At 58.4% G+C, this 20,181-nt stretch carries 23 protein-coding genes and 1 pseudogene; 15 read left to right on the top strand and 9 right to left on the bottom strand.

Annotated elements, in window-relative coordinates; all coding sequences use genetic code 11:
- Nucleotides 1-43 precede the first annotated feature (43 nt).
- Nucleotides 44-268, bottom strand: a complete 225-nt coding sequence (locus tag NKL04_RS02655; protein WP_023668054.1) for a hypothetical protein — start codon at nt 266-268, stop codon at nt 44-46.
- A 192-nt stretch (nt 269-460) separates the two neighbouring features.
- Here NKL04_RS02655 and NKL04_RS02650 point away from each other — a divergent pair, with 192 nt between their 5' ends.
- Together NKL04_RS02650 and NKL04_RS02645 are read left to right on the top strand one after the other, a co-directional pair.
- Entirely contained in the window at nt 461-931 is a 471-nt protein-coding gene (locus NKL04_RS02650) for a GFA family protein (RefSeq protein WP_023691407.1), read from the top strand.
- Between the two features lie 174 nt (nt 932-1,105).
- Nucleotides 1,106-1,990, top strand: a complete 885-nt coding sequence (locus NKL04_RS02645) for an alpha/beta fold hydrolase (RefSeq protein WP_023736055.1) — start codon at nt 1,106-1,108, stop codon at nt 1,988-1,990.
- Here NKL04_RS02645 and ligD read toward each other — a convergent pair.
- The 3 genes and pseudogenes from ligD to NKL04_RS02630 all read right to left on the bottom strand — a co-directional run bounded on the left by ligD (nt 1,970) and on the right by NKL04_RS02630 (nt 5,287).
- Nucleotides 1,970-4,611: pseudogene (ligD, locus tag NKL04_RS02640) on the bottom strand (DNA ligase D). The gene NKL04_RS02645 and the pseudogene ligD overlap by 21 nt on opposite strands.
- 161 nt (nt 4,612-4,772) lie before the next feature.
- Nucleotides 4,773-5,066 (bottom strand): hypothetical protein, encoded by a 294-nt coding sequence (locus NKL04_RS02635; RefSeq protein WP_352723233.1) that lies wholly within the window; start codon nt 5,064-5,066, stop codon nt 4,773-4,775.
- On the bottom strand, nt 5,063-5,287 hold the full coding sequence (locus tag NKL04_RS02630) for a hypothetical protein (protein WP_155921617.1): 225 nt from the start codon (nt 5,285-5,287) through the stop codon (nt 5,063-5,065). The genes NKL04_RS02635 and NKL04_RS02630 overlap by 4 nt, the downstream gene beginning before the upstream one ends.
- 192 nt (nt 5,288-5,479) lie before the next feature.
- Between NKL04_RS02630 and NKL04_RS02625 the strand changes: the two genes are divergently transcribed.
- Together NKL04_RS02625 and NKL04_RS02620 are read left to right on the top strand one after the other, a co-directional pair.
- Nucleotides 5,480-6,472: a YihY/virulence factor BrkB family protein gene (locus NKL04_RS02625; RefSeq protein WP_023700031.1), complete on the top strand. Its 993-nt coding sequence runs from the start codon at nt 5,480-5,482 to the stop codon at nt 6,470-6,472.
- Between the two features lie 171 nt (nt 6,473-6,643).
- The gene (locus tag NKL04_RS02620; RefSeq protein ID WP_023700030.1) at nt 6,644-6,841 is read left to right on the top strand and encodes a hypothetical protein; all 198 of its coding nucleotides are present in this window, start codon (nt 6,644-6,646) and stop codon (nt 6,839-6,841) included.
- 91 nt (nt 6,842-6,932) lie between these two features.
- On the opposite strand, the gene NKL04_RS02615 is transcribed toward NKL04_RS02620, so the two are convergent.
- Nucleotides 6,933-8,333 carry a phospholipase D family protein gene (locus NKL04_RS02615; protein WP_023700029.1) on the bottom strand — a complete coding sequence of 467 codons (1,401 nt, stop codon included), beginning with the start codon at nt 8,331-8,333 and terminating at the stop codon, nt 6,933-6,935.
- A 413-nt stretch (nt 8,334-8,746) separates the two neighbouring features.
- On the opposite strand from NKL04_RS02615, the gene NKL04_RS02610 reads away from it, so the two are divergent.
- From NKL04_RS02610 to NKL04_RS02585, 6 genes are all read left to right on the top strand, one after another.
- The gene (locus NKL04_RS02610) at nt 8,747-9,274 is read left to right on the top strand and encodes a YciE/YciF ferroxidase family protein (RefSeq protein ID WP_023681150.1); all 528 of its coding nucleotides are present in this window, start codon (nt 8,747-8,749) and stop codon (nt 9,272-9,274) included.
- A gap of 54 nt (nt 9,275-9,328) precedes the next feature.
- Complete coding sequence (locus tag NKL04_RS02605; RefSeq protein WP_023713350.1) at nt 9,329-9,493, top strand: hypothetical protein; 165 nt, start codon at nt 9,329-9,331, stop codon at nt 9,491-9,493.
- Nucleotides 9,490-9,702 carry a hypothetical protein gene (locus NKL04_RS02600; RefSeq protein WP_245259911.1) on the top strand — a complete coding sequence of 71 codons (213 nt, stop codon included), beginning with the start codon at nt 9,490-9,492 and terminating at the stop codon, nt 9,700-9,702. The genes NKL04_RS02605 and NKL04_RS02600 overlap by 4 nt, the downstream gene beginning before the upstream one ends.
- 68 nt (nt 9,703-9,770) lie before the next feature.
- Complete coding sequence (gene xth / locus NKL04_RS02595; protein ID WP_023700027.1) at nt 9,771-10,547, top strand: exodeoxyribonuclease III; 777 nt, start codon at nt 9,771-9,773, stop codon at nt 10,545-10,547.
- Nucleotides 10,548-10,663: 116 nt separating this feature from the next.
- Nucleotides 10,664-11,227, top strand: coding sequence for a hypothetical protein (locus NKL04_RS02590; RefSeq protein ID WP_032997193.1), 564 nt, complete (start codon nt 10,664-10,666; stop codon nt 11,225-11,227).
- Between the two features lie 15 nt (nt 11,228-11,242).
- Nucleotides 11,243-11,539, top strand: coding sequence for a SemiSWEET family sugar transporter (locus tag NKL04_RS02585; RefSeq protein ID WP_023700025.1), 297 nt, complete (start codon nt 11,243-11,245; stop codon nt 11,537-11,539).
- Nucleotide 11,540: 1 nt separating this feature from the next.
- Here NKL04_RS02585 and NKL04_RS02580 read toward each other — a convergent pair whose 3' ends face one another.
- Both NKL04_RS02580 and NKL04_RS02575 read right to left on the bottom strand, forming a co-directional pair.
- Nucleotides 11,541-12,140, bottom strand: coding sequence for a cupin (locus NKL04_RS02580; RefSeq protein WP_023700024.1), 600 nt, complete (start codon nt 12,138-12,140; stop codon nt 11,541-11,543).
- A 40-nt stretch (nt 12,141-12,180) separates the two neighbouring features.
- Complete coding sequence (locus NKL04_RS02575) at nt 12,181-12,690, bottom strand: pyridoxamine 5'-phosphate oxidase family protein (RefSeq protein WP_023700023.1); 510 nt, start codon at nt 12,688-12,690, stop codon at nt 12,181-12,183.
- A 140-nt stretch (nt 12,691-12,830) separates the two neighbouring features.
- Between NKL04_RS02575 and NKL04_RS02570 the strand changes: the two genes are divergently transcribed.
- Entirely contained in the window at nt 12,831-13,007 is a 177-nt protein-coding gene (locus NKL04_RS02570; protein WP_156932420.1) for a hypothetical protein, read from the top strand.
- Between the two features lie 282 nt (nt 13,008-13,289).
- Here NKL04_RS02570 and NKL04_RS02565 read toward each other — a convergent pair whose 3' ends face one another.
- Nucleotides 13,290-14,207 (bottom strand): glycoside hydrolase family protein, encoded by a 918-nt coding sequence (locus NKL04_RS02565; RefSeq protein WP_023700021.1) that lies wholly within the window; start codon nt 14,205-14,207, stop codon nt 13,290-13,292.
- A gap of 353 nt (nt 14,208-14,560) precedes the next feature.
- Between NKL04_RS02565 and NKL04_RS02560 the strand changes: the two genes are divergently transcribed.
- The 3 genes from NKL04_RS02560 to NKL04_RS02550 are packed head-to-tail and all read left to right on the top strand — an operon-like array spanning nt 14,561 to nt 17,447.
- On the top strand, nt 14,561-15,733 hold the full coding sequence (locus NKL04_RS02560) for a glycosyltransferase family protein (protein WP_023729506.1): 1,173 nt from the start codon (nt 14,561-14,563) through the stop codon (nt 15,731-15,733).
- Nucleotides 15,734-15,735: 2 nt separating this feature from the next.
- The gene (gene glf, locus NKL04_RS02555) at nt 15,736-16,878 is read left to right on the top strand and encodes a UDP-galactopyranose mutase (protein ID WP_023700019.1); all 1,143 of its coding nucleotides are present in this window, start codon (nt 15,736-15,738) and stop codon (nt 16,876-16,878) included.
- A gap of 47 nt (nt 16,879-16,925) precedes the next feature.
- Nucleotides 16,926-17,447 (top strand): ferritin-like domain-containing protein, encoded by a 522-nt coding sequence (locus NKL04_RS02550; RefSeq protein ID WP_023687824.1) that lies wholly within the window; start codon nt 16,926-16,928, stop codon nt 17,445-17,447.
- A gap of 69 nt (nt 17,448-17,516) precedes the next feature.
- Here NKL04_RS02550 and NKL04_RS02545 read toward each other — a convergent pair whose 3' ends face one another.
- Nucleotides 17,517-18,674 (bottom strand): hypothetical protein, encoded by a 1,158-nt coding sequence (locus NKL04_RS02545; RefSeq protein WP_023691420.1) that lies wholly within the window; start codon nt 18,672-18,674, stop codon nt 17,517-17,519.
- A 299-nt stretch (nt 18,675-18,973) separates the two neighbouring features.
- Between NKL04_RS02545 and NKL04_RS02540 the strand changes: the two genes are divergently transcribed.
- Nucleotides 18,974-19,864 carry an MBL fold metallo-hydrolase gene (locus NKL04_RS02540; protein ID WP_023668030.1) on the top strand — a complete coding sequence of 297 codons (891 nt, stop codon included), beginning with the start codon at nt 18,974-18,976 and terminating at the stop codon, nt 19,862-19,864.
- Nucleotides 19,865-20,181 lie beyond the last annotated feature (317 nt).

Genomic DNA, 20,181 nt, shown 5'->3' with positions numbered 1-20,181 from the left:
TATCAACTCCCCACCTTGGCAAAAGCCCCAACTGACCAAACGGTCAGTCCACCTCGATTACCTTGCGCGTCGGCTTTCGTTGGCGGGGCGGCTGCTTTGCGGCTACGGGCGCCGGCGGGGTCTGCGCTATCGATGCCTCCAACAACTGTCGCTGTTCTCTAAGCCGCGCCGTCTTGGCTTCCCTGGCATGCCGCTCCGCTTCCAACAGCAACTTGGCTTCTCGATCCGCCCTCTCGATCTTTTCCCTGTCGATGCGTCGTGTTTTCAAGGTCGCCTCCTTTGGTCAGACGGCGAACAAAGTGCGGACCTGAAAAAATGTTCCCAACAAACTAAGGCCTGATCTGCCTCAAATGATATTGACGAGCAACGTGCAAGTTGCGCGCATCTGCGGCTCTGTGACGTCCAAAGGAACTGCTTGCCGTTCGCGGCGTTACGCCACCAAGCTGGCCGGAAGACTACCATGGACGACAAACCACGAACGACGATCAGAAAACCGGCCCGGATTGATCGAGGGCATTGCTTTTGCGGAGCCATCACAGCTGAATTCAGTGGCGATCCCTTTTGGATTTGTTTCGACCACGACGATGACTGCCGACGAGCGATCGGCAGCCCACTGACGATCTGGATTGGCTATCGTCCAGATCAGGTCCATTGGCTCGGCCCAAAACCAAAAACATTCTCGAAAACCAGGGGCGTCGTGCGCTCCTTCTGTTCGGAATGTGGCACCTCGATTGGGTACACCGATGAAGGCTTGCCAAACGAGTTCTACATCTCGATCGGATTCATGGACGCGCCCGAGAAGTTCCATCCCCAAGCTCAAGCCTATTGGGAAATGCGGCTGCCGTTTATCAGGATGGATGACGGTTTGCCTCGCGTCGAGGGCTACACCCGGGCGCGCGACCCCACCCAGGGCAATCCCAGAGACCGGTGAGGCAGGAGGCTGGATCCGGGCGTCAGCGCCAGGGCTGGCGGATCCTGAACGGCGGCCGAACCATTGGAATGAGAGAAATGTCCAAACGGACAAATGCCCGAAACCAATTTCACCGGGGTGGGTTGAAGATGGACATGCGGGACTTGTTTTCACAGTCTGACGACAAAGAAGCGGATGTTTGAAGGATTCAAGCTAGAGACCGTGGATCTGCCCGAGTCCTCACTGAGAGTCAGGTATGGAGGTTCAGGCCCGCCGCTTCTTTTGCTGCATGGCCATCCTCGGACGCACGTTACCTGGCACCGGGTAGCCCCACTTCTCGCCGCCGACCACACAGTTGTCTGCCCCGATCTGAGGGGCTTTGGCCGGTCCTCGGTACCGGCGGACGCCGTAGACCATGCTGGATCCTCCAAGCGTGCCAAGGCCAGGGACTGCATCGCTCTCATGCGACATCTCGGCTTTGGCCGGTTTGCGATCGCAGGCCATGACCGCGGCAGCTACACAGCGTTCCGAGCAGCGATGGATCACCCGTCAGCGATCAGCCATCTGATCGTCATGGATAGCGTCCCTATCCTGGAAGCCCTCGAACGCTGCGACGCCCGCTTTGCGAAGCTCTGGTGGCACTGGTTCTTTTTTGCACAGCCGGACAAGCCCGAACGCGCAATCATGGCCGATCCTGACGCGTGGTATGGCGGCTCAGCCGAGTCCATGGGGGCTGAGGCCTATGTCGACTACAAGGACGCAATCCACGATCCGAATGTTGTTCACGGCATGCTTGAAGACTATCGGGCAGGTCTGGCCATCGATCAATTGCACGATATCGATGACAGGAAAGCTGGTCGCCGGGTCGCGTGCCCGACCTTGGCGCTCTGGTCCGCCCGCGATGACCTTGAGGCACTCTACGGCAACGTGCTCGATGTTTGGCGACCCTGGACCACCGAACTGAAGGGCCAACCGATCGAAAGCGGACATCATATGGCCGAAGAAGCAGCCGAGGCGGTAGCCGCAGCTGTCATGGCGTTCTTGCGCGAACCGACGTCGTCATGCGGCGAGCTTTGCTGAACCAATCCGTTTGATGGCACTGCTGATCGACCGTTCGCCATCATCGTAGTCAGCCCAGGCGATGGTCTTTTTGAGGTGGCCCGGAACCGTGCGAACGGTGTATTTTTTCGGATCGAGATCCGCCTTCACCTGACTCCAGGTCAGCGGCATGGATACAGTCGCGCCTTCCCTGGCGCGAGGGGAGAGAGGGGCGACGGCTGTCGCCATGCGATCATTCCTGAGATAGTCGAGAAAAATCCGGGATGTCCGCAGCTTCTTGGCCATGTTGACGAGGTAGAGATCGGGGCTGTCTGCCGCCATCTGCATGCAGACGGCCTTTGCGAAGGCCTTGGCCTCGGCCCATGTCGTCTTGCTGCGTTGGGCCGTCAATGGCGTCACGACATGCAAGCCTTTGCCGCCCGTGGTTTTGCAGAAGCTCGCCAAGCCCAGATCTTCGAGACGATCGCGCATTTCCTTGGCTGCCGCGACCACCTTCGCAAAAGGGACTTCCGGACCGGGGTCAAGGTCGAAGACAAGTCGGCCAGGTATTTCGGGATGACCCGGCTGGCAATTCCAGGGGTGAAGCTCAAGGCCGCCTATCTGGGCGATCGCGGCCAGACCCTCGACGCGGTCGATTTGCAGATACGGTTTGTGATCGCCGAAGACTTTTACCAGTTCCAGCAGATTGGATGTGCCTGGCATTGCGTGGCGCTGGAAAAACTGCTCGCCGGCGTAGCCATCCGGCGCGCGCACGAGTGAACAGGGACGACCTTTGATATGTCTGATCATCCAGGGGCCAACGGTCTCGAAATATTCTGCAAGATCGAGCTTGTCGACGGGCTGACCGTCGCCGGCATTCGGCCAAAGCGGCTTGTCCGGCTTGGAAATGATGACGCCCATGACAACCGGGCTTTTTCCTGTCTTGCCAGTCACCTTGGCAGGGTCGGCAATCGGCGTCTCTTGAGGATCGGCTGGACGCTCGGCCTCGACGTCTTTTGCGGGCTTGTCTTCACGCAGGCCTTTGAAGGCGGCCTGCCGGATATTGCCACCCCCGGTCCAGCCGGCGAACTCGATTTCCGCGACCAATTCCGGCTTCGTCCAGAAGACGGTTGAATTCCTTTTCGGTGCGCCATCGCCGGTAAACGGCGACGTCGCGGCTTTCATCTCCTGCAGCCTGGGCATCAGCTGCTTGACCTTTGCCTCGCTGAATCCGGTCCCCACACGGCCGATATAGGCGAAATGTTCACCGCTATTGACGCCGACGAGCAATGACCGGAATTTGCCGTTGGTCGTCGACCAGCCGCCGATGACCACCTCATGCCCGGCGCGGCATTTCGATTTGGCCCAGGTGTCGGTCCTCCCCGAAACATAGGTTGCATCGGCCCTCTTGGAGACAATCCCCTCAAGCGAAAGGCGACAGGCAGAACGCAGCACCGCGTCGCCGCCATTGCTGAAGTGCTCGACATAGCGGATGAGATTTTGCGCGCCGCGATCGACTTCGCCGAGCATCTCGCTCAGACGTTCCTTCCGTTGTGAGAGAGGCATCTTTCGCAGATCGACGCCATTTGCGAAGAGCAGGTCAAAAGCAAAGTAGATCAGGTCTTTCGTCCGGCGCTCCGACAGCGCCGCCTGCAGTGCGGCAAAATCGGGCGCGCCGTTCTCGCCAAGCGCTACGATCTCGCCGTCGATGATGACGTTTGGGAGGCTGGCGGCCTCCTTTGCGATGGCGCCAAATTTCTCCGTCCAGTCAAGACCCTTGCGGGTCTTAAGGGCGATGTCCTTGTCTTCCACGCGCAACTGGACGCGATAACCGTCAAACTTGATTTCGTGAACCCAGTTCGTCCCGGCCGGCGGCCGGGAAAGCGTTGCGCAAAGCTGTGGTGGGATGAAGTCGGGCATCTTCGCCGCTGAGGCACCAGCGGCTCGCTTCGGCCGCGGAGCAGGCTTTGCCGACTTGGCGGCGCGCTTGTCGGCATGGCCGCGCTTGCTGTCCCAAACGGCATCCGCATCGGCCGACGATGAACCTTTGATCATGAACGGCTTCGGACCTGCCCCCTTTCCCGCTGCAATCCTTTCCATGCTCCGACCGGAGGCGACGGATCGGTTTTGAGCCAGCACCGCATCGCCATTGCCCTCTGTCGCGTATTTGTCGCGAGTTTGATCAGCAGCCAGTTGGTCCGCTTCCCGCCATTGCGGTCATGCTTCATGCGCACGAGGACGAAGCTTCCATGCAGGCGCTTGCCCTGCAGCGTGAATTTCAGGTCGCCTTTTTCCAACGCCTTTTCGGGAGACATGGCGCCTTCCGGTTCCCAATATCCGCGATCCCACAACTGCACCGTGCCGCCACCATATTGTCCTTTGGGAATTGTGCCTTCGAAGTCGCCGTACTCCAGCGGGTGGTCCTCAACCTCCACGGCAAGTCGTTTGTCGTGAGGATCCAGTGATGGACCTTTGGTCACAGCCCATGATTTGAAGACCCCGCCAAGCTCGAGGCGAAGATCATAGTGCAGCCGCGTGGCCGCGTGTTTTTGGATGACAAACCGAAGTCGATTCGAACCCGCAATCGAGCTTTCGCCGCTGGGCTCTTTCGTCTTCGCGAAATCCCTTTTGGCCCGGTAGGTTGAAAGCTCGCCCGTTTTCATGGAAGTGCCCCGACTAATGACGCAACGCCGGGACTCAACGCAGTGGGTGAGATTTGGTTCGGTTCATAGCCGAGACGACGCCGATGCTGCTTTCCGCTTCAGAGTGGCATCGGCGTCAAATGAGGCCTTCACGGAGACTACAGGTGTCGTCACCGCTGACGTTAAGGTTCCTTGGTTTGCCCAACCATTTTTGCAAGCTCTGAAAATGGTGGGATGTCCAGTTCGCCTTGCGCGTTGTTTGCGATCTGCAGAAGCCGGATCGGGAAGCAGATCGCGTCACGGTTGGCCGGTGACATGTCTTCGTAGGTCCGCTCGTCACCTGTCATGGACGCCTCTGCCTTTCGCAGGGCGGTATCGATCTCGTCAATTGACAGCAGACCTTTGTGAACGAGCAGGTTGTTGATTGACGCGACCGCCATCATGAACCCTTCAAGCTGAAGATTGGCAACGTTCATGGCTTGACCGTGTTTCCGCCGCCCGGCCTCGCCGGGGCGTTCTGGCCATCGGATTGGTGCGTCTTGTCATCCACCTCATTGACTGGCCGCGTCAGACCGACCCCACTCTTGGGTTTCTTGTTGCCGGCCGCATCCTGAGAGAACGCATCCGAAGGATCAGGACCTGTTCTAGCCGGGTACTTCGTTGCGCCGGTCTCGCGACGGTTTTCATTATCAGGCATTTTTGATCACTCCAATCGGATGACCGATAACCACTACGAGCCCGGCGAGTTCCGGCGCCGCATGGAACATTTCTGGCCGTTCGTGCAGAGACAAGCGGGCGTGTCTCGGCATCGCGCCTCGCGCACTGGCGGCAGGTCTCGCTTTCGTTGCCGACAGCACTAGGTTGCTCGTTGAGGCAAAAGGAATTCCCCATGCGGGTGGCACGCGAAGCCTGGGTTCTTGGCAAGGAGAGCATCCTCGGATTCATCAACGACAATGCCCTCAGCCACGGTGCGGCGATGGCGTTCTATGCCGTTACGTCCCTGGCCCCGATCTTGTTGATCGTTGTTGCGATTGCTGGACTTGTCTTTGGGCATGAAGCAGCTCAACTCGCTCTGTCGGCCGAAATCGCAGGCGTGATGGGATCGCAAACCGGCGACCTTCTGCGCAGCACCATCGAAAGCGCTTCTCACAGAACCGCCGGCACTGTTGCCACCTTGGTGGGCATCGTCACCCTCTTCGTGACAGCCTCCGGGGTGTTTGGCGAAATGCAGCTTTCGCTCAACACAATCTGGAAGATTGACCCACCACCCATGTCTGTGTCGCGATTGGTGCGGGCGCGGGCGGCCAGCCTGGGTCTGGTTGCAGCGTTGGGATTTCTACTGCTTGTGTCGTTGGCGGCGAGTGCCGCCATTTCCGCGCTTGGCGCTGTCATCAACGCCCATCTGCCGTTCGGCACGATCATTCTCGCGTCGATAAACGGCATTGTATCATTCGTGCTGATTTCCGCTCTGTTTGCCGCGATCTTCAAGATCCTGCCGGACCGGTCGCTCGCTTGGCGCGATGTCGCAATTGGCGCGGCAGTGACCGCTTTGCTCTTCACCATCGGCAAGTCGCTGATTGGCTGGTATATCGGAACCAGCGCGATTGCATCCTCCTATGGCGCGGCGGGTGCACTGCTGGTCGTGCTGCTTTGGGTTTACTATTCGTCTGAGATATTCCTGCTCGGCGCCGAGTTCACGCGGGCCTATTCCGTCCGTCTCGGCAGTCGGTCCGACCTTCAACCGATAGTGGAGGCAGAGAGCCCGTCGCGACAGACATCGAACCTTGGACCAACCATCCAACGCGAGGTGCAGGCCTGGATTGTGATCACGGGTTTGCTGACCTTCGTGGCGACACGGGTCTGGCCATCGCGGCGATCTTAGCTGCGTCCCACCAATTCTGTTTCTTTGGAACGCAACCCGGACACCGGAATTGCATAGGAACAGGAGGTTGCCCATGCCAAATTCCGCTTTGAGACGACAGTATCCGGCCAGACTACCGCTCTCGAGGAAGAGCTAGCGAGTGCGGAGATGGCCAGTCCGAGAGCAATAGAGATGGCGCGCGTAGCGGTGGCGGCGGATCCTGGGTCAGGAACCAAGCAATCGGGATCGACTATCAAGGTCTACGATGAAGCCGGATACCTGGTCGCCACAGTCAATTTTTCCGACGTGTTGCCGAGTGATCCGGACGCCGGACAGCATGGGATTGGCGACGCGGTTGTCGAAGAACCGGGTGTGATGCGGTCTGGCTGACCCGTGGTAGATCAGGGTTTCACGTTTCGCTCACGCGATCCCCGGCAGGGCAATTCGCTGAGATCGCGAGGTCCTCGGCCATCATCAGATGCTAGAGCTGAGATTCGATCGGGAGGTGACGGACGAAGACCGCCAGGATACGGCGAAAAAATCCGGCTTCTGGTTCATGCGTATAGTCCTGAATCTTGCCTTCGCCGCATCCATGCCAATGCAGAACATTGTGCTTCAGTTCGAGCCGATAGCTTGTTTCCGGAGATATTTCCGATTGGAATCGATGCCGCAGCTCGGCGACCAATTTCGGATCCTCAAACAGCACGCCCATTTCCGAGTTCAAGGACACTGACCGTGGATCGAAATTGAAGGAACCGACGAAGCCGATATTGTCGTCGACGGTGAAAGCTTTCGTATGCAGACTGGCGCCCTTCGAGCCAAACACCGAGATTGCGGAGCGCCGGTTGAACGGCTGAAGCTCGAAAATATTGACGCCATTCCTCAGCAGCCGCTTGCGATAATTTGCGTAAGCGCCATGGACTGCGGCGACGTCCGTGGCGGCCAGGGAATTGGTCAGAACCGAAACGTCAACACCGGCGCCGACAAGGTCCAGCAAGATCGCTGTGCCCCTTTTGCCGGGGATGAAATAGGGCGACACAATTTCCAGACACCCGCGCGTGGATTGGATGATCGGACGCAGCTCTTTCATAAGCCAGCTGCGACGTCTCCAACCACGAACCTTCTCCGGCGGATCGGAAATGACCCGCACGCCATCCACCCAATGAACGTCGTTGCTGGCCGCAATAAACTCCGTGATCGAGCCCCGGTTGCCGATGCCGTTCAAGAATTTGGGATCGGGGCCGGTATCGCTTCCTTCAAGCCATTTGGCATGCTCATGCTCAGCCACTGATCCCAAGGTTTTGATTGGCTTGGCTTCATTGCAAGCCCAGAAGGCATCGAATATCGCCGCGGTTTGCCGTACCGCAGGCCCCAGGAGCAGCAGATCGAGGTCCCGGAAATTGGTTTCTGCCGCATCGAAATAGGCATCGCCAACATTCCGACCGCCGACAATGGCAAATTTGTCGTCAACGATCCAAGCCTTGTTGTGCATCCGTCGCGTCAATGCAAAGAGCCGCAACAGCACTTCCACACCACGCATGATCCGGCCGCGCCTGATACCGCTCGGATTGAACAACTTCAATTCGATGTTTGGATGGTTGTTCAGCGCCAGATATGCCGCATCATTTTTACGCGGATTGACGTCGTCAAGGAGCATGCGCACCCGAACACCGCGCTCAGCAGCTCGAAAAACCTCGCGAAGCAGCAAGCGGCCGGTGTGGTCATCATGCCAAAGGTAATACATCAGGTCGAGGCTGCGCTCAGCGCTCCTTGCCGCCAGCACGCGCACAGCGAAAGCGTCATAATTGTCCGAGACAAGCAGCAAGCCGCTCTTGCCGGTTTTGATGTTGTCGTCTGCGGTTCGCGAAAGTGATACGTCCATAAAAATTGCCACCTTTGGACGGTGCTCGCTGCCATCCCGCTCAAATCATAGCTAGAACCATTCTGAGGTATTCTGGTTGCATACGCATTGTCCAATCACCCAATTGCTGGATGCAAGCAGGGCCAGCAATCAAGCGGCTGCAGAGCGGTCAGGAGGCTTGAGAGGCGTTGCCCCGACTGCTCTGCTGCCGCCGCGGAACTTGCGTCTCCTGCAGTCAGACCGCACGACCGTTGGCGGGAGCCCGATGGCGTGCGCCCCGCCGCGGCTCTTCGACGAGAATGACGTGGTCGTTGTTCTCAGTGAAGCGCAGGACCCTTTAAATTTAGATATCTCCATTATCCCGGAACCGGGTTCGGGTTTCCGAGTTAAGAAAATGCTCGCGACGGGCAATTTTCAACAGAGGAGACGGCACAATGCCCACTGCCAAGAAAGCCAATGGCAACAACAAGGACCTGGAGGACCTTTTCCTCGATGGCCTCAAAGACATCTACTATGCCGAGAAGAAAATTCTGAAAGCCTTGCCGAAGATGGCCAAAGGCGCATCCGAAGAGCAAGTTTCGGCAGCATTCGAGAAGCACCTCGCTGAAACCGAGGGGCAGGTCGAACGTCTGGAGGAGGTCTTCGAGATTCTCGGCGCGGCCGCGCGCGGCAAAACCTGCCCGGCGATCGACGGCATCCTGGAGGAAGGATCTGAAATCCTTCAGGAGTACAAGGGTTCGACTTCGCTCGATGCAGGGCTCGTCGGTGCCGCGCAAGCCGTGGAGCACTATGAGATTGCCAGGTATGGAACCCTGATTGCCTGGGCTACGACGCTCGGCAAGGATGACGTGGTTGCGCTCCTCAATGCGACACTTGAGGAGGAGAAGGCCACCGACGAGGCGCTGACTGCCCTCGGTGAAGCCGGCGTCAACGAACGAGCGGCAGAACGGAAAGCGGCTTGATTGATCGCCTACCCAACCGCCTCGGCGACCTATGTGCCGAGGCGGTCCCGGGAGATGAAGGACATGATCACGCATATCTACAAAGGACTGGAATGTTTCCTGCTTGAGTGTTCGGCCGCGCTGGTCAGGCGCCGCGCCCTTGGTGGTTCGCGCAGCGATCCTCGGCAGTTGCGAGAACAGCGCAGAGATGAGTTCAGGGCCCGCAAAGGCGCCGAATGAGCGCCAAGATGGAGAGTCGGATGGGCTTCTTTGGAAAATATTTCTCAGGACTGTTGAGCAAGAAATCGACTGACGGCAAGGGGAGCGGCGATATGCGTAAAGCTACCGGCGCGGGTCCGGCGATTGCCGCGCATTCCAAAGATGCAAAGACATCCGCTGCTTCCGGTCAAAGCACCAATGCTTCGAGCAAAAATGCAGATGGACGATGACAAAAGGCAAGATTTGGCTACCGACCCTATGTCGCATCGAAGCGGCGCAAAGACGTTAAATCGTCGAGATGACCCGCATCGCAACCTTCAACGTCAATGGCGTCAACGGCCGACTGCCAGTGCTTCTCAAGTGGCTTGGCGAAACCGGCTATGACATCGTCTGCCTTCAAGAACTGAAGACCTCTGACGAAAAATATCCCGTCGATGCGATTAGAAACGCCGGCTATGGCGCAATCTGGCACGGACAGAAGTCCTACAATGGCGTGGCAATCCTCGCTCGCGGGATTGAGCCGCTGGAACGTCGTCGAGGTCTGCCGGGCGATCCCGACGATTCGCACAGCCGCTACATCGAGGCAGATGTGAATGGGCTTGTTGTCGGCTGCCTGTATTTGCCCAATGGCAATCCAGCGCCGGGGCCGAAGTTCGACTACAAACTTCGCTGGTTCCAACGTTTGATCACCTATGGCCAGGTGCTGCTCGGCGATAGCTCACCGACCATCCTGTGCGGCGACTATAACGTCGTTCCAGGCTCGATCGACGCGGCGGTGCCGGGGCGCTGGGTTGGCGATGCCGTTTACTTCCCCGAGAGCCGGAGCGCGTACGCCGAAATGCTTGCTCAGGGCTGGATCGATGCCGTCCGTCGCATTCATCCAGAAAAGGGAATTTACACCTATTGGAACTTCTCCTACCGCGGCGGGTACGATCGGAGTTCCGGGCTCCGGATGGACCATCTCTTGCTGAGTTCATCCCTATTGGATCGCCTGAAGAATGCCGGAGTAGATGCCGAAACGCGTGCATGGGACAAGCCGAGCGATCATGCGCCAGCCTGGATAGAACTTGATTGAGCTTCCTCGGCAAGGAGCCTGAAGACCTGGTGGCGCTCCTTCGTGATTAGATTTGGCCGCATGTCTATCGCCAACAATGAGGACTGCCGGCGCCAAGCGATTCAAAGGACGCAATGATGACAAACACTCAAAAGGAAGCTGAACTGATTGCGCGCCTTGCACGCCAGCATGGCGTCACTGATGGCGCTGTCATGGCTGTCCTTGAGGCGTTGCGGCGTGGTGGTGGAACCATGGCCCAGTTCAGCCACGTCGACTTCGGAGGAATGTCACGATGGTCCTCCGGCATGACGATGGTCGGCGACATGTTCGATGACAGCCTCAAGGCGAAGCTCAACACTATCGCGGCGGAGCTCTCGGCCTACCTGCGCGATCATCCCGCCAAGCCACAACGCGACGACACGAGCTATCGTTCTGCAGCTATGGCCCACGCCGGCTCATGGTGGCCTGAGGAGTTTGGGAGCCCATCTGCCGCTGGTTCTCAAAACAATATGCGCTACGCAGCGTTTCCTGAGCAAAGCCGCCTGGTCATCGACGATCATGGAAAGATGGAGATTTATGACACAGGCGACCATCGCATATCCGGTGTTTCGCAGAGCCAGAGCACGGACTCCACCCTGACCTTTGTCAGCCAGCACGGCGTGGTCCGCGTATCTGATCTCAAGCGCGTATCTGCGACGTAGGTCAGGGCCGCTTCAATGCAGACAGTCACGCTCATCGGCTATCTCGCGACCGTCTGCTCGATGAGCAGTTTCACCCCGCAAGCCTGGAAAATCATCAGGACACGAGAGACAAGCGGCATCTCCGCACCGATGTATGCCATCACTGTGTTGGGCTTCGCCTTGTGGCTGGCCTTCGGCATCATGAAGGCAGAGTGGCCGATCATAGTCACGAATGGCGTCTGTCTCCTGCTGTCAGCCTTCATTCTCACAATGACAGTCCTGCCGCAGGCTGAGAAAGACGCAGTTGCCAAGGCTTTCGACCCCGACGACTAAATTAGCGCTTCCAACTTTTCAGCAGCGGACCTTGGCTGCCATATGCAGGATCCTTGCGCGGACGCCCCACGCTGGGGATTGTTGCGAGCGCATCGCTATGCTGATCCTTGCTCCTACATTCGTCATAACTCCCAAACGGAGGATACGCGCCGACAACCAAAAAATCATCGGATGCCGAGAGGCATTGGTGCCCGGTGCCTGCCGGGAGGACCGCGACGTCACCGGCCTTCAGCGACAGCGTTCGTCCTTTCTTGCCGCCAAACCGGACTTCAGCGTTTCCGCGCGCAATGCCCAGAACCTCGTGTATTTGCGAATGATAGTGAACATAATCATAGATGCCGTTTCGCCAGCTATCGCCCCATCCGTTTGCCTCGAAAAGCACCTCCATGACGGCTGCTGGATCAAGTCCTTCGGGCAATTCGACGGCGCCTCGATAAACGACGAGCGGCCATGCTGGATGATTGGGTACAAGTCCATCATCCTTGAACCAGAACTCATTCGACTTTCGCTGCCTCACAAATCCGGCGACAGCTTGCTTGCGCGGTCTTGCGAAACCGGTGACGTTCTCGATCACTTTCTTGCTGGTTTCCAAAATGCTCATCGACGCTGCCTCTAAAGCAGAGGTTAGTTTAGCCGCTCGCTCAGAGCTCGACCTTTGCGTTGTCGCCCACATTCGGCTTGGCGCCGGTAACGGCCGCAAACACCATCGTTGCGGTAGCCATGATTAGCCCCGGGCTGTCCCACAATTCGCCTTCGTCGGGTTTGACCGTTATCAGACGAATCTCGGGATCATCGGCATTATCCCACCAGGCTGCGTCAGTTTTCTCCCAGAGTTCGGTGATCTTTTCCCTATCATTTGTCACTGTGGCCGGGCCTGACATCGTGACGTATTTGTAGTGGCTGTTGTCACTCCAGGCCAATGTGACCTTTGGATAGGTCGACAGTTGCTCGCTCTTGGCGCTGTCGTCATTGACGAGGAAGTATATGGCGTTTTCTTCACGGACCACACGCGCAGATAGCGGACGGGCTCGATTGTACTCGCCGTCCCAGGTCACAAACATGCAGACGTCGATGTCCTCGGCGAGTTCCCAGATGCGGTCTGTTGCCTCGGCGGGCGTGAGGTCCGTCTGCTGCTCTCGGCGGTTAGCCATAAGCGTCCTCCTGCGGGTGAATATCCTCGCTCACAACTCACGTCCCGCCACGACGTTCCAACTCACTGGGTCCTTCGGCTTGCTAAAGCGGTGGAACTTTCGAAATTGCCGGAAGTTTGGATGGCAAACGCGAGGCCATGATGGCGGACAAGACGCTTCGAACATCAAAACGGACACCCGAGCAGGACGCTAAGGGTCAGTCGGAAAAGGACCACAAGGGCGGGGGGAGCGATGGCGTCGCCAGCGCCGATCCGCGGGTGATCTCCGGCAAAAAAGACGGCGACGCGACATTCCCTGTCAAGGGACCGAAGAAATAGCTATGAGCTCATTGGCAGGGCATCTGGCGGTGTCATCAATGCCACTGAGAAAATTGACGAACGGCTCAAGTCATTTCGCTAAAAGCGACAGAGTTAAGGCCGGCCTTCCCGACTTGCCGCCCGCCAAGTGCGATCGCGGCAATCGTCGATCCGCATCGGCCATGTCGTGTCTCCTACTGCGTCGTGATGACACTTTGCTACCGTCACCGACGCGGATCACCTTCAACCCTCCGGAGTTGCATGACGCGCATCGGCCTCAAGGCGCTAATGGCAGCCTGGAAATCACGCGACCTTTGAAAAGAGAGCGACGTCGCATCTGGCTAAACCATAGCGCCATCGGTGATCGGTTGTGGCAACCCGGCTCTGGTAGAACAGTGAAAGCTGACTGCCATCGATCATCACAGTCGAGTGGCCGTTCTCGCCCGGTTGACCTGGCTCCAACACCGGGCCGATCGAAACGTAAGGCCCGCTGACCTCGTCGGCGATGGCAAAAAACACCCGTTGCCGGTTTCCCCGAAGGCCATTCGGAAGAAAGCAGGTGGCGTTGAGAAGCACCCGGCCGTCCGGCAGCTCGATCAGTTGCGCGCCCTCAATGCCCCATTCGTAGTCGGGATCATCTCTGGTGTTATGGTGGGGAACATCGTTGTGGTCGAGGATTTTGCCGATCCGCTTCCACGGACCGAACCACGAGTCGGACTGGCTACGTGCCAGATAGATGTCGGGCTGAGGCACCCTCGTGAATTTTGGCATAGCCGAATAAACCAGGTAGCGCCCACCTCCAATGACTGCTGGATGCGGATCGTAAATGCCGTCCTCTTCCGTGTCCGGGATGGCCAGAATGGCCGGACTGAGGACTACCCAATGGAACCCGTCGTTGGAAACCGCATGCTCGCAACGGCCACCCGACTTCATGAATTCCGTCTGGATGAACATGTGGAAGACGCCGCACTCGTGGGTCACACCGGGAGCCGCAACACCAGTACCGTTGATTGGAAGTTCGATCGGCTCATGCTCGGCCCACGGCCCATAAAGATCGGGCGCCGTGGCATGCAAGATTCTCCACGTCTCGGTGGTGACCGTGCCGCTTGACCCGAAGACGTGCCAGACACGGCCATCGAAGACAGGACACGGGTCCTTGAGATCATCCACGCTTTGCGGATGAAACAGTGGAAAAACGTTGGTTTCAAAGTTGATGTTCATGTCAGCCCCGGAATTCGCCTCGGCAGTCGGAGACGCGCAGAGATACAGGCGAATCATTGATGTTAGGCACATTCTATAGCCAACGAGTTCAACGCAAATACGGCAATGCCGCTGTCCACCAGCATTCCTCGTTGAACCACGCTTTCAGTGGCGGCCGGGTTCCGACAGCCGCCCTTACCTCCGCAACCAGATCCCGCTTCGTGCGTGGACCAAGCGGGCGACTGGGCCTTCTTCATTTCAGTTGGAACAACTCACCTGATCGAAAGTTAGGAGCTGGAACTAAGTAGTTCTCTCCATTCGCGATTAACAAATGTTAATCGTAACATAAATAGTGTCACAGAGGGAGTATGTCAATGGAAGCGGCCTTTGGCGGGGTAACCGGCAGTCAATATGTTCGTCGCGAAAATATACTGGTTTGCTTCTCCCACTTACGATGGAATTTTGTTCACCAGCGTCCGCAGCATCTCCTCACTCTCGCATCCGCTCAGCAGAGAGTGGTCTACTTTGAAGAACCCGTTTTCGAAGAATTGCCGCAGCCGCTGATGCGGACGAGCGTGGCATCGGAAAACATTCTGATTGTCACACCAGTGCTGCCGCTTGGCACGTCGGCCGCGAAAGCAGATGCCGTCCAGCGGAGATTTGTGCAGCAGACCATCGCTTCTATGCCGCATAGCCGGCTGATCGCCTGGTACTACACCCCAATGGCTCTCCGCTTTACGGAATTCCTCGACCCAGACATATGCGTCTATGACTGCATGGACGAACTCTCTGCGTTCAGGAATGCGCCCCCCGAGCTGGGCCAGATGGAAAAGGCGCTTCTGCGCCGCGCGGATCTGGTTTTCACCGGTGGTCTAAGCTTGTTCGAGACCAAGCGTCACCTCCATCCCGCCATCTTTCCATTTCCGAGCAGCATCGATGTGAGGCACTTTCACACCGCAAGACAGCCAGGAAGGGACCCAGCCGACCAGGCGGGCATTCCTTCCCCGAGGGTTGGATATTTCGGCGTCATCGACGAGCGGCTGGACGTCGATCTCGTGGCGCTAGCGGCAAAGACAATGCCGGACGTGCATTTCGTCATGCTCGGTCCGGTTGTCAAGATCGACCCTGCAAGCCTGCCGCAAGCCGAAAACCTTCATTGGCTTGGGCCGAAAGCCTACTGCGATCTGCCCGACTATTTGCGCCATTGGGACGCCGGATGGATGCCGTTTGCCCTCAACGAGGCGACGCGTTTCATCAGCCCGACCAAGACGCCGGAATTTCTCGCGGCGGGTCTGCCGGTGATCTCGACGGCAATCGTCGACGTGGTTCGCAGTTACGGTGCTGCCGGGCTGGTGGAAATCGCCGACTGTGACGATCTGGAAATCAAGCTGCGCTCCGTTCTTTCGCGACCGCGTCAGATGCTCCTGCAGCAAGTCGATGCCTACCTTGCGGACATGTCCTGGGAACGGACATGGAATGCCATGGCAGCTCACATTGAGCGCGCCTATCAACGCAAGAAGGTCGTGCCCCTTCGCAGGAGTGCATAGCCATGTTCGATTGGCTGATCGTCGGCGCGGGTTTCGCCGGCAGTGTGCTTGCCGAAAGGATAGCGTCGCAGCGTCAGGAAAGCGTTTTGCTGATCGATCGCCGCAGCCATGTGGGAGGCAACGCCTACGACTGCTACAATGAAGCCGGCATCCTCATTCATCGCTACGGCCCGCACATCTTCCACACCAACAGCCAAACGATCGTGGACCACCTTTCCCAGTTCACGCAATGGCGGCCGTACGAGCACAGGGTGTTGGCGGCCGTGGACGGGCAACTCGTTCCCATCCCGATCAATCTCGACACCATCAACCGGCTTTACGGGCTAGACCTGACCTCGGCACAGCTGGAGGATTTCTTCGCGTCGCGACGCGAAACGGTGGAGGACGTCCGAACGGCTGAGGACGTCGTCGTCAGCACCGTGGGGCGCGAGCTCTATGAAAAATTCTTCCGCGGCTACACAAGAAAGCAATGGGGCGTCGATCCCAGTCAGCTGAGCAAATCCGTGACGGCACGAGTGCCGACCAGGACCAACCGTGACGACCGCTATTTCAGCGACAGCTTCCAGAAAATGCCGGCCGGCGGGTACACGCGGATGTTCGAACGCATGCTCGATCATCCGAACATCAAGATCATGCTGCAGACCGACTTCCGTGAAATTCGTGAGAAGATACCGTTCAGGCGCATGGTTTATACCGGCCCGATCGATGAATATTTCGGCTGGCAGCTCGGGCACCTTCCGTACCGTTCGCTTCGTTTCGAGCACGTTACACTGGATTGCGAGCAATTTCAGCCGGTTGCCGTGGTCAATTATCCCCAGACGGAAGATTACACGCGCATTACCGAGTACAAACATCTGACCAGCCAGCAGAGTTCGCGGACCAGCCTGACCTACGAATACCCCACGGACATCGGGGACCCGTACTATCCCGTGCCCCGGCCCGAAAACGAAGTGCTCTACAAGCGCTATGAAGCGCTCGCGGCAAGCTGCCCAGACGTCTGGTTTGTCGGTCGGCTTGCAACTTACCGCTATTACAACATGGACCAGGTAGTCGGACAGGCTCTGGCCACTTTCTCGCGCATCCAAAAAAGCCTCCCGGCCTGGGCGCGCACGGACGAGCCGTTGTTGGCCGAGCCGAGAAGATAGTTTCTTTCAAGACGGAAGATCGGGCGGGTATCAGAAGGAGAAACTCGATGGATACAAACTTCAACTCGGAAAGCCGTGAGATATTTATCGTCGGCTTGCGCAACGCGCACGCCATGGAAAATCAAGCGCTGTCGATCATGAAGCCTCAGGTCGAGCGTATAGAGAACTATCCGGAGGTGGCCGATCGCTTGCGCCGGCACATTCAGGAAACCGAAGGCCAGATCACGAGACTCGAGTCCGTCCTGGAGGGCCTTGGCGAGGAGCACTCCACCCTCAAGGACACCGCCTTGTCGATGGTTGGCAGCGTGGCCGCCATTGGACATTCGATGGCCGGCGACGAGATCATCAAGAACAGCCTGGCGAATTTCGCATTCGAGAACTACGAGATTGCTGCCTACAATTCGCTGCTGGTACTGGCCGACGCCGGGGGCTTCCAGGATGCTGAAAGGGCCCTCAAGCAGAACCTGAACGAAGAGGAAGCCATGGCCAACTGGCTCAAGGAAAATCTGAGCGACGTTACCATGCGGTATGCCAGGTTGCGCGAGGCCGGGGCGACTGCAAAAAGCTGATGCACCGCACCGGCGCGGGCGGCGTTTCGAAACAGACGCTCGCCCGCCCCTCCCTCGTTTGAGGCCTCTTCAAGGCGTCGTGTCCGCCACGAGAAGAGCTTGCTGACGGGCCAGTTCATCTGCTGTGGGTTTGCGCAGGTGTCGCCTGCCATCAGCCTGGATGACGGAAAACAAACCAACCTCGGCATGTCGCGAATTGTCCCAGCCCGGGTAGGCCGTTATCGGGTACAGGCAAATACCCTCGATCGGCGCTCCGAGACTGATTGCGGAACGCACCTCGTCGCAGACATAGTGGAGCCAAGCCGGCCCGCCGGATCCCTCGGAACCGGTCTCCGCAATGAACATCGGCTTACCGTAGCGGTGGGCAACTTCTAGCAACATTTCTGACAGGGCGCGGTACTCGTGGTGTCCCATCGGAATCGTCGGCCCGTTTACGTACCATTGATTGTGCGGATAAAAATTCAAGCCCACGACATCGACAACATCTTCGCTCCCGCCCAACTCAGGTTCGACGCGGCCCAGCAACATGTCGTAAGCTTCGAACTGCCCCTGTCGGGCGTTTTCGGCCCGGCGCCGTTCGCTGCGGGTCCGGTCACGAGGGGCGATATGGATAAGCGGCTCGGCCCACACAAATCTGCAGGCGGGGTCGATCTCCCGCATTGCACGAACACCCGCGATGGCGGCCTTCACGAGGTGCCGCTTGAACCATCCACGTTTGTTCGGCCCCACGCGCGGGAAATAGCCGACCTCGACAGCCCATGCGAAAAAGGAGATTTCGTTGATGGGACACAACAGAGGCGATGTTCCGGTGATCGAACGGTGTACCTTGACGGCTTCTGCCGCGAACGAGGCATAGGCGTCGATGAAATGCAGCGAGCCCTGATCGACATGGTCCGGAGATCCGTAGTGAAAGATGTCCCAGATTACCTGAACACCTGCCGATCGGGCTGCCTCGACCATTGGCGCCCAACTTGACCAGTCATAGGTTCCGGGAGCGGTTTCGATCAAATGCCAACGCAGGCCGTCGCGGATGGTGCGAAGGCCGAGTTCGGCGCAGCCGCGGTAGTCGCCCAGGGCATGCAAATTATGCGAGGTCGCACGAATAAGATCGAGGCGAACGCCGTCCTTGCGCCGGTGCGAGGAGCATTCAAAGCCTGCCATGAAAAAACTGGCGAAGCGCGAAGCTTCCGGAACCGAGGCCTCCGTCTGGCGTCCCACTTCGCTCATTTTTCGAAGTCTCCTTTGGGCAATCGGCTTCGAACTCGGCCGCCTTGTCCGGACCGGGAACCGCGTTGGCGAAATACCGAATTCAGTCGGGCGCGCCCCATGTTCGTTGCTCAGTCCAGCTCGTCCTTGCGTGGCCGGGTAGTGCCGAACCCATTGGTAGAGCCTTTGTTCCGGTGGTGAACTGTCCGGGCGCCGCGTGCAAATGAGGAACAAGGAGGCCCGTCCCAAGTTCGGGGCGATGTACAGCCGCCGTCATCCACTCGAGCGGCTGCTCGGCAACAACAGAGGCATGGGATCACATGACCGTTCAGATTCGACTTTCCGAGATCGACCACGCCAGGCGCGAGGATCGTGGCGACGGCGCTTGGAGCATCGCACCGGACCTGGGTTACTTGCGGCTAGCAATCGTCAATGTCGTGTTCTTCGGCGCACCGGGCAGCGGAGATCGGAACTGGGTGCTGATCGATACCGGGTTGCCGACGTCTCGCAGCAGCATTCTAGCGGTCGCGGAAAAGCGGTTCGGCGTTAACGCACGGCCGGCTGCAATCATCCTGACCCATGGCCATTTCGACCATGTGGGAACGGTTCTAGAACTCGCAAATGGCTGGGACGTGCCTGTCTTCGCCCATCCACTCGAGCACCCCTATTTGGACGGAACCACATCCTATCCGCCACCGGATCCCTGGGTTGGGGGTGGACTGATGGCGCTGCTTTCACCGCTTTTTCCACGCGGGCCAATCGATCTTGGCAGCCGTTTGCAACCCTTGCCCGCCGATGGATCGATCCCCGGAATGCCCGGATGGCAATGGCTGCACACACCCGGACATGCCCCTGGGCATATCTCGCTCTGGCGCGAGCAAGACCGCTCGCTCATTGTAGGAGACGCTTTCATCACCACCGGTCAGGAGTCGGTCTATGAAGTCGCCATTCAGGATCTCGAGATGCACGGTCCGCCGCGCTATTTCACGCCAGACTGGGATGCAGCGGAAAGGTCCGTGAAGCATCTGGCTGCCTTGGGTCCCCAGATGGTCATCAGTGGACACGGTGCGGCTGCTGCGGGAGTGGGCATGCGGCAGGCTCTCGATAACCTGGCTGAGCGATTCAGGGTATTCGCCGTCCCGCCGAAATTGAAATTCGTGCGCGAGCCAGCGTCGCCGATAGCTAGGCCAATCGAGCCGCCATCGTTCTGAAATTATGGTCGGATTGGCCAACGCGGGACCATCGGACAGAGTAACTCGGTCCAGCGGAACAAACCCGGCCGGCGACAGTTGGGGCACTCGCTCAGGGGGCGACACCCTGCGAAGTGCCGCGAGGTTCCGCGCCATGGGGAGGCTCAGATGGAAACCCGATGAACGCATGCCCCTAGCACGCGTTCCCGCAAAGAGAGATTGCAGAGCCGGTGTTGTTGCCATCCAGCCCTAAGTTGACACGCCAACTGCTCTGGATCCTCGGAGGCGCATTCTTGCCCGGTTGCGCGGGGGAGTGCTCGATCCCCAAGGACCAATTG

It is taken from the genome of Mesorhizobium sp. C264A (genome assembly GCF_040324515.1).
Classification (GTDB): Bacteria; Pseudomonadota; Alphaproteobacteria; order Rhizobiales; family Rhizobiaceae; genus Mesorhizobium.
This window is presented reverse-complemented; position numbering and strand designations above follow the sequence as displayed.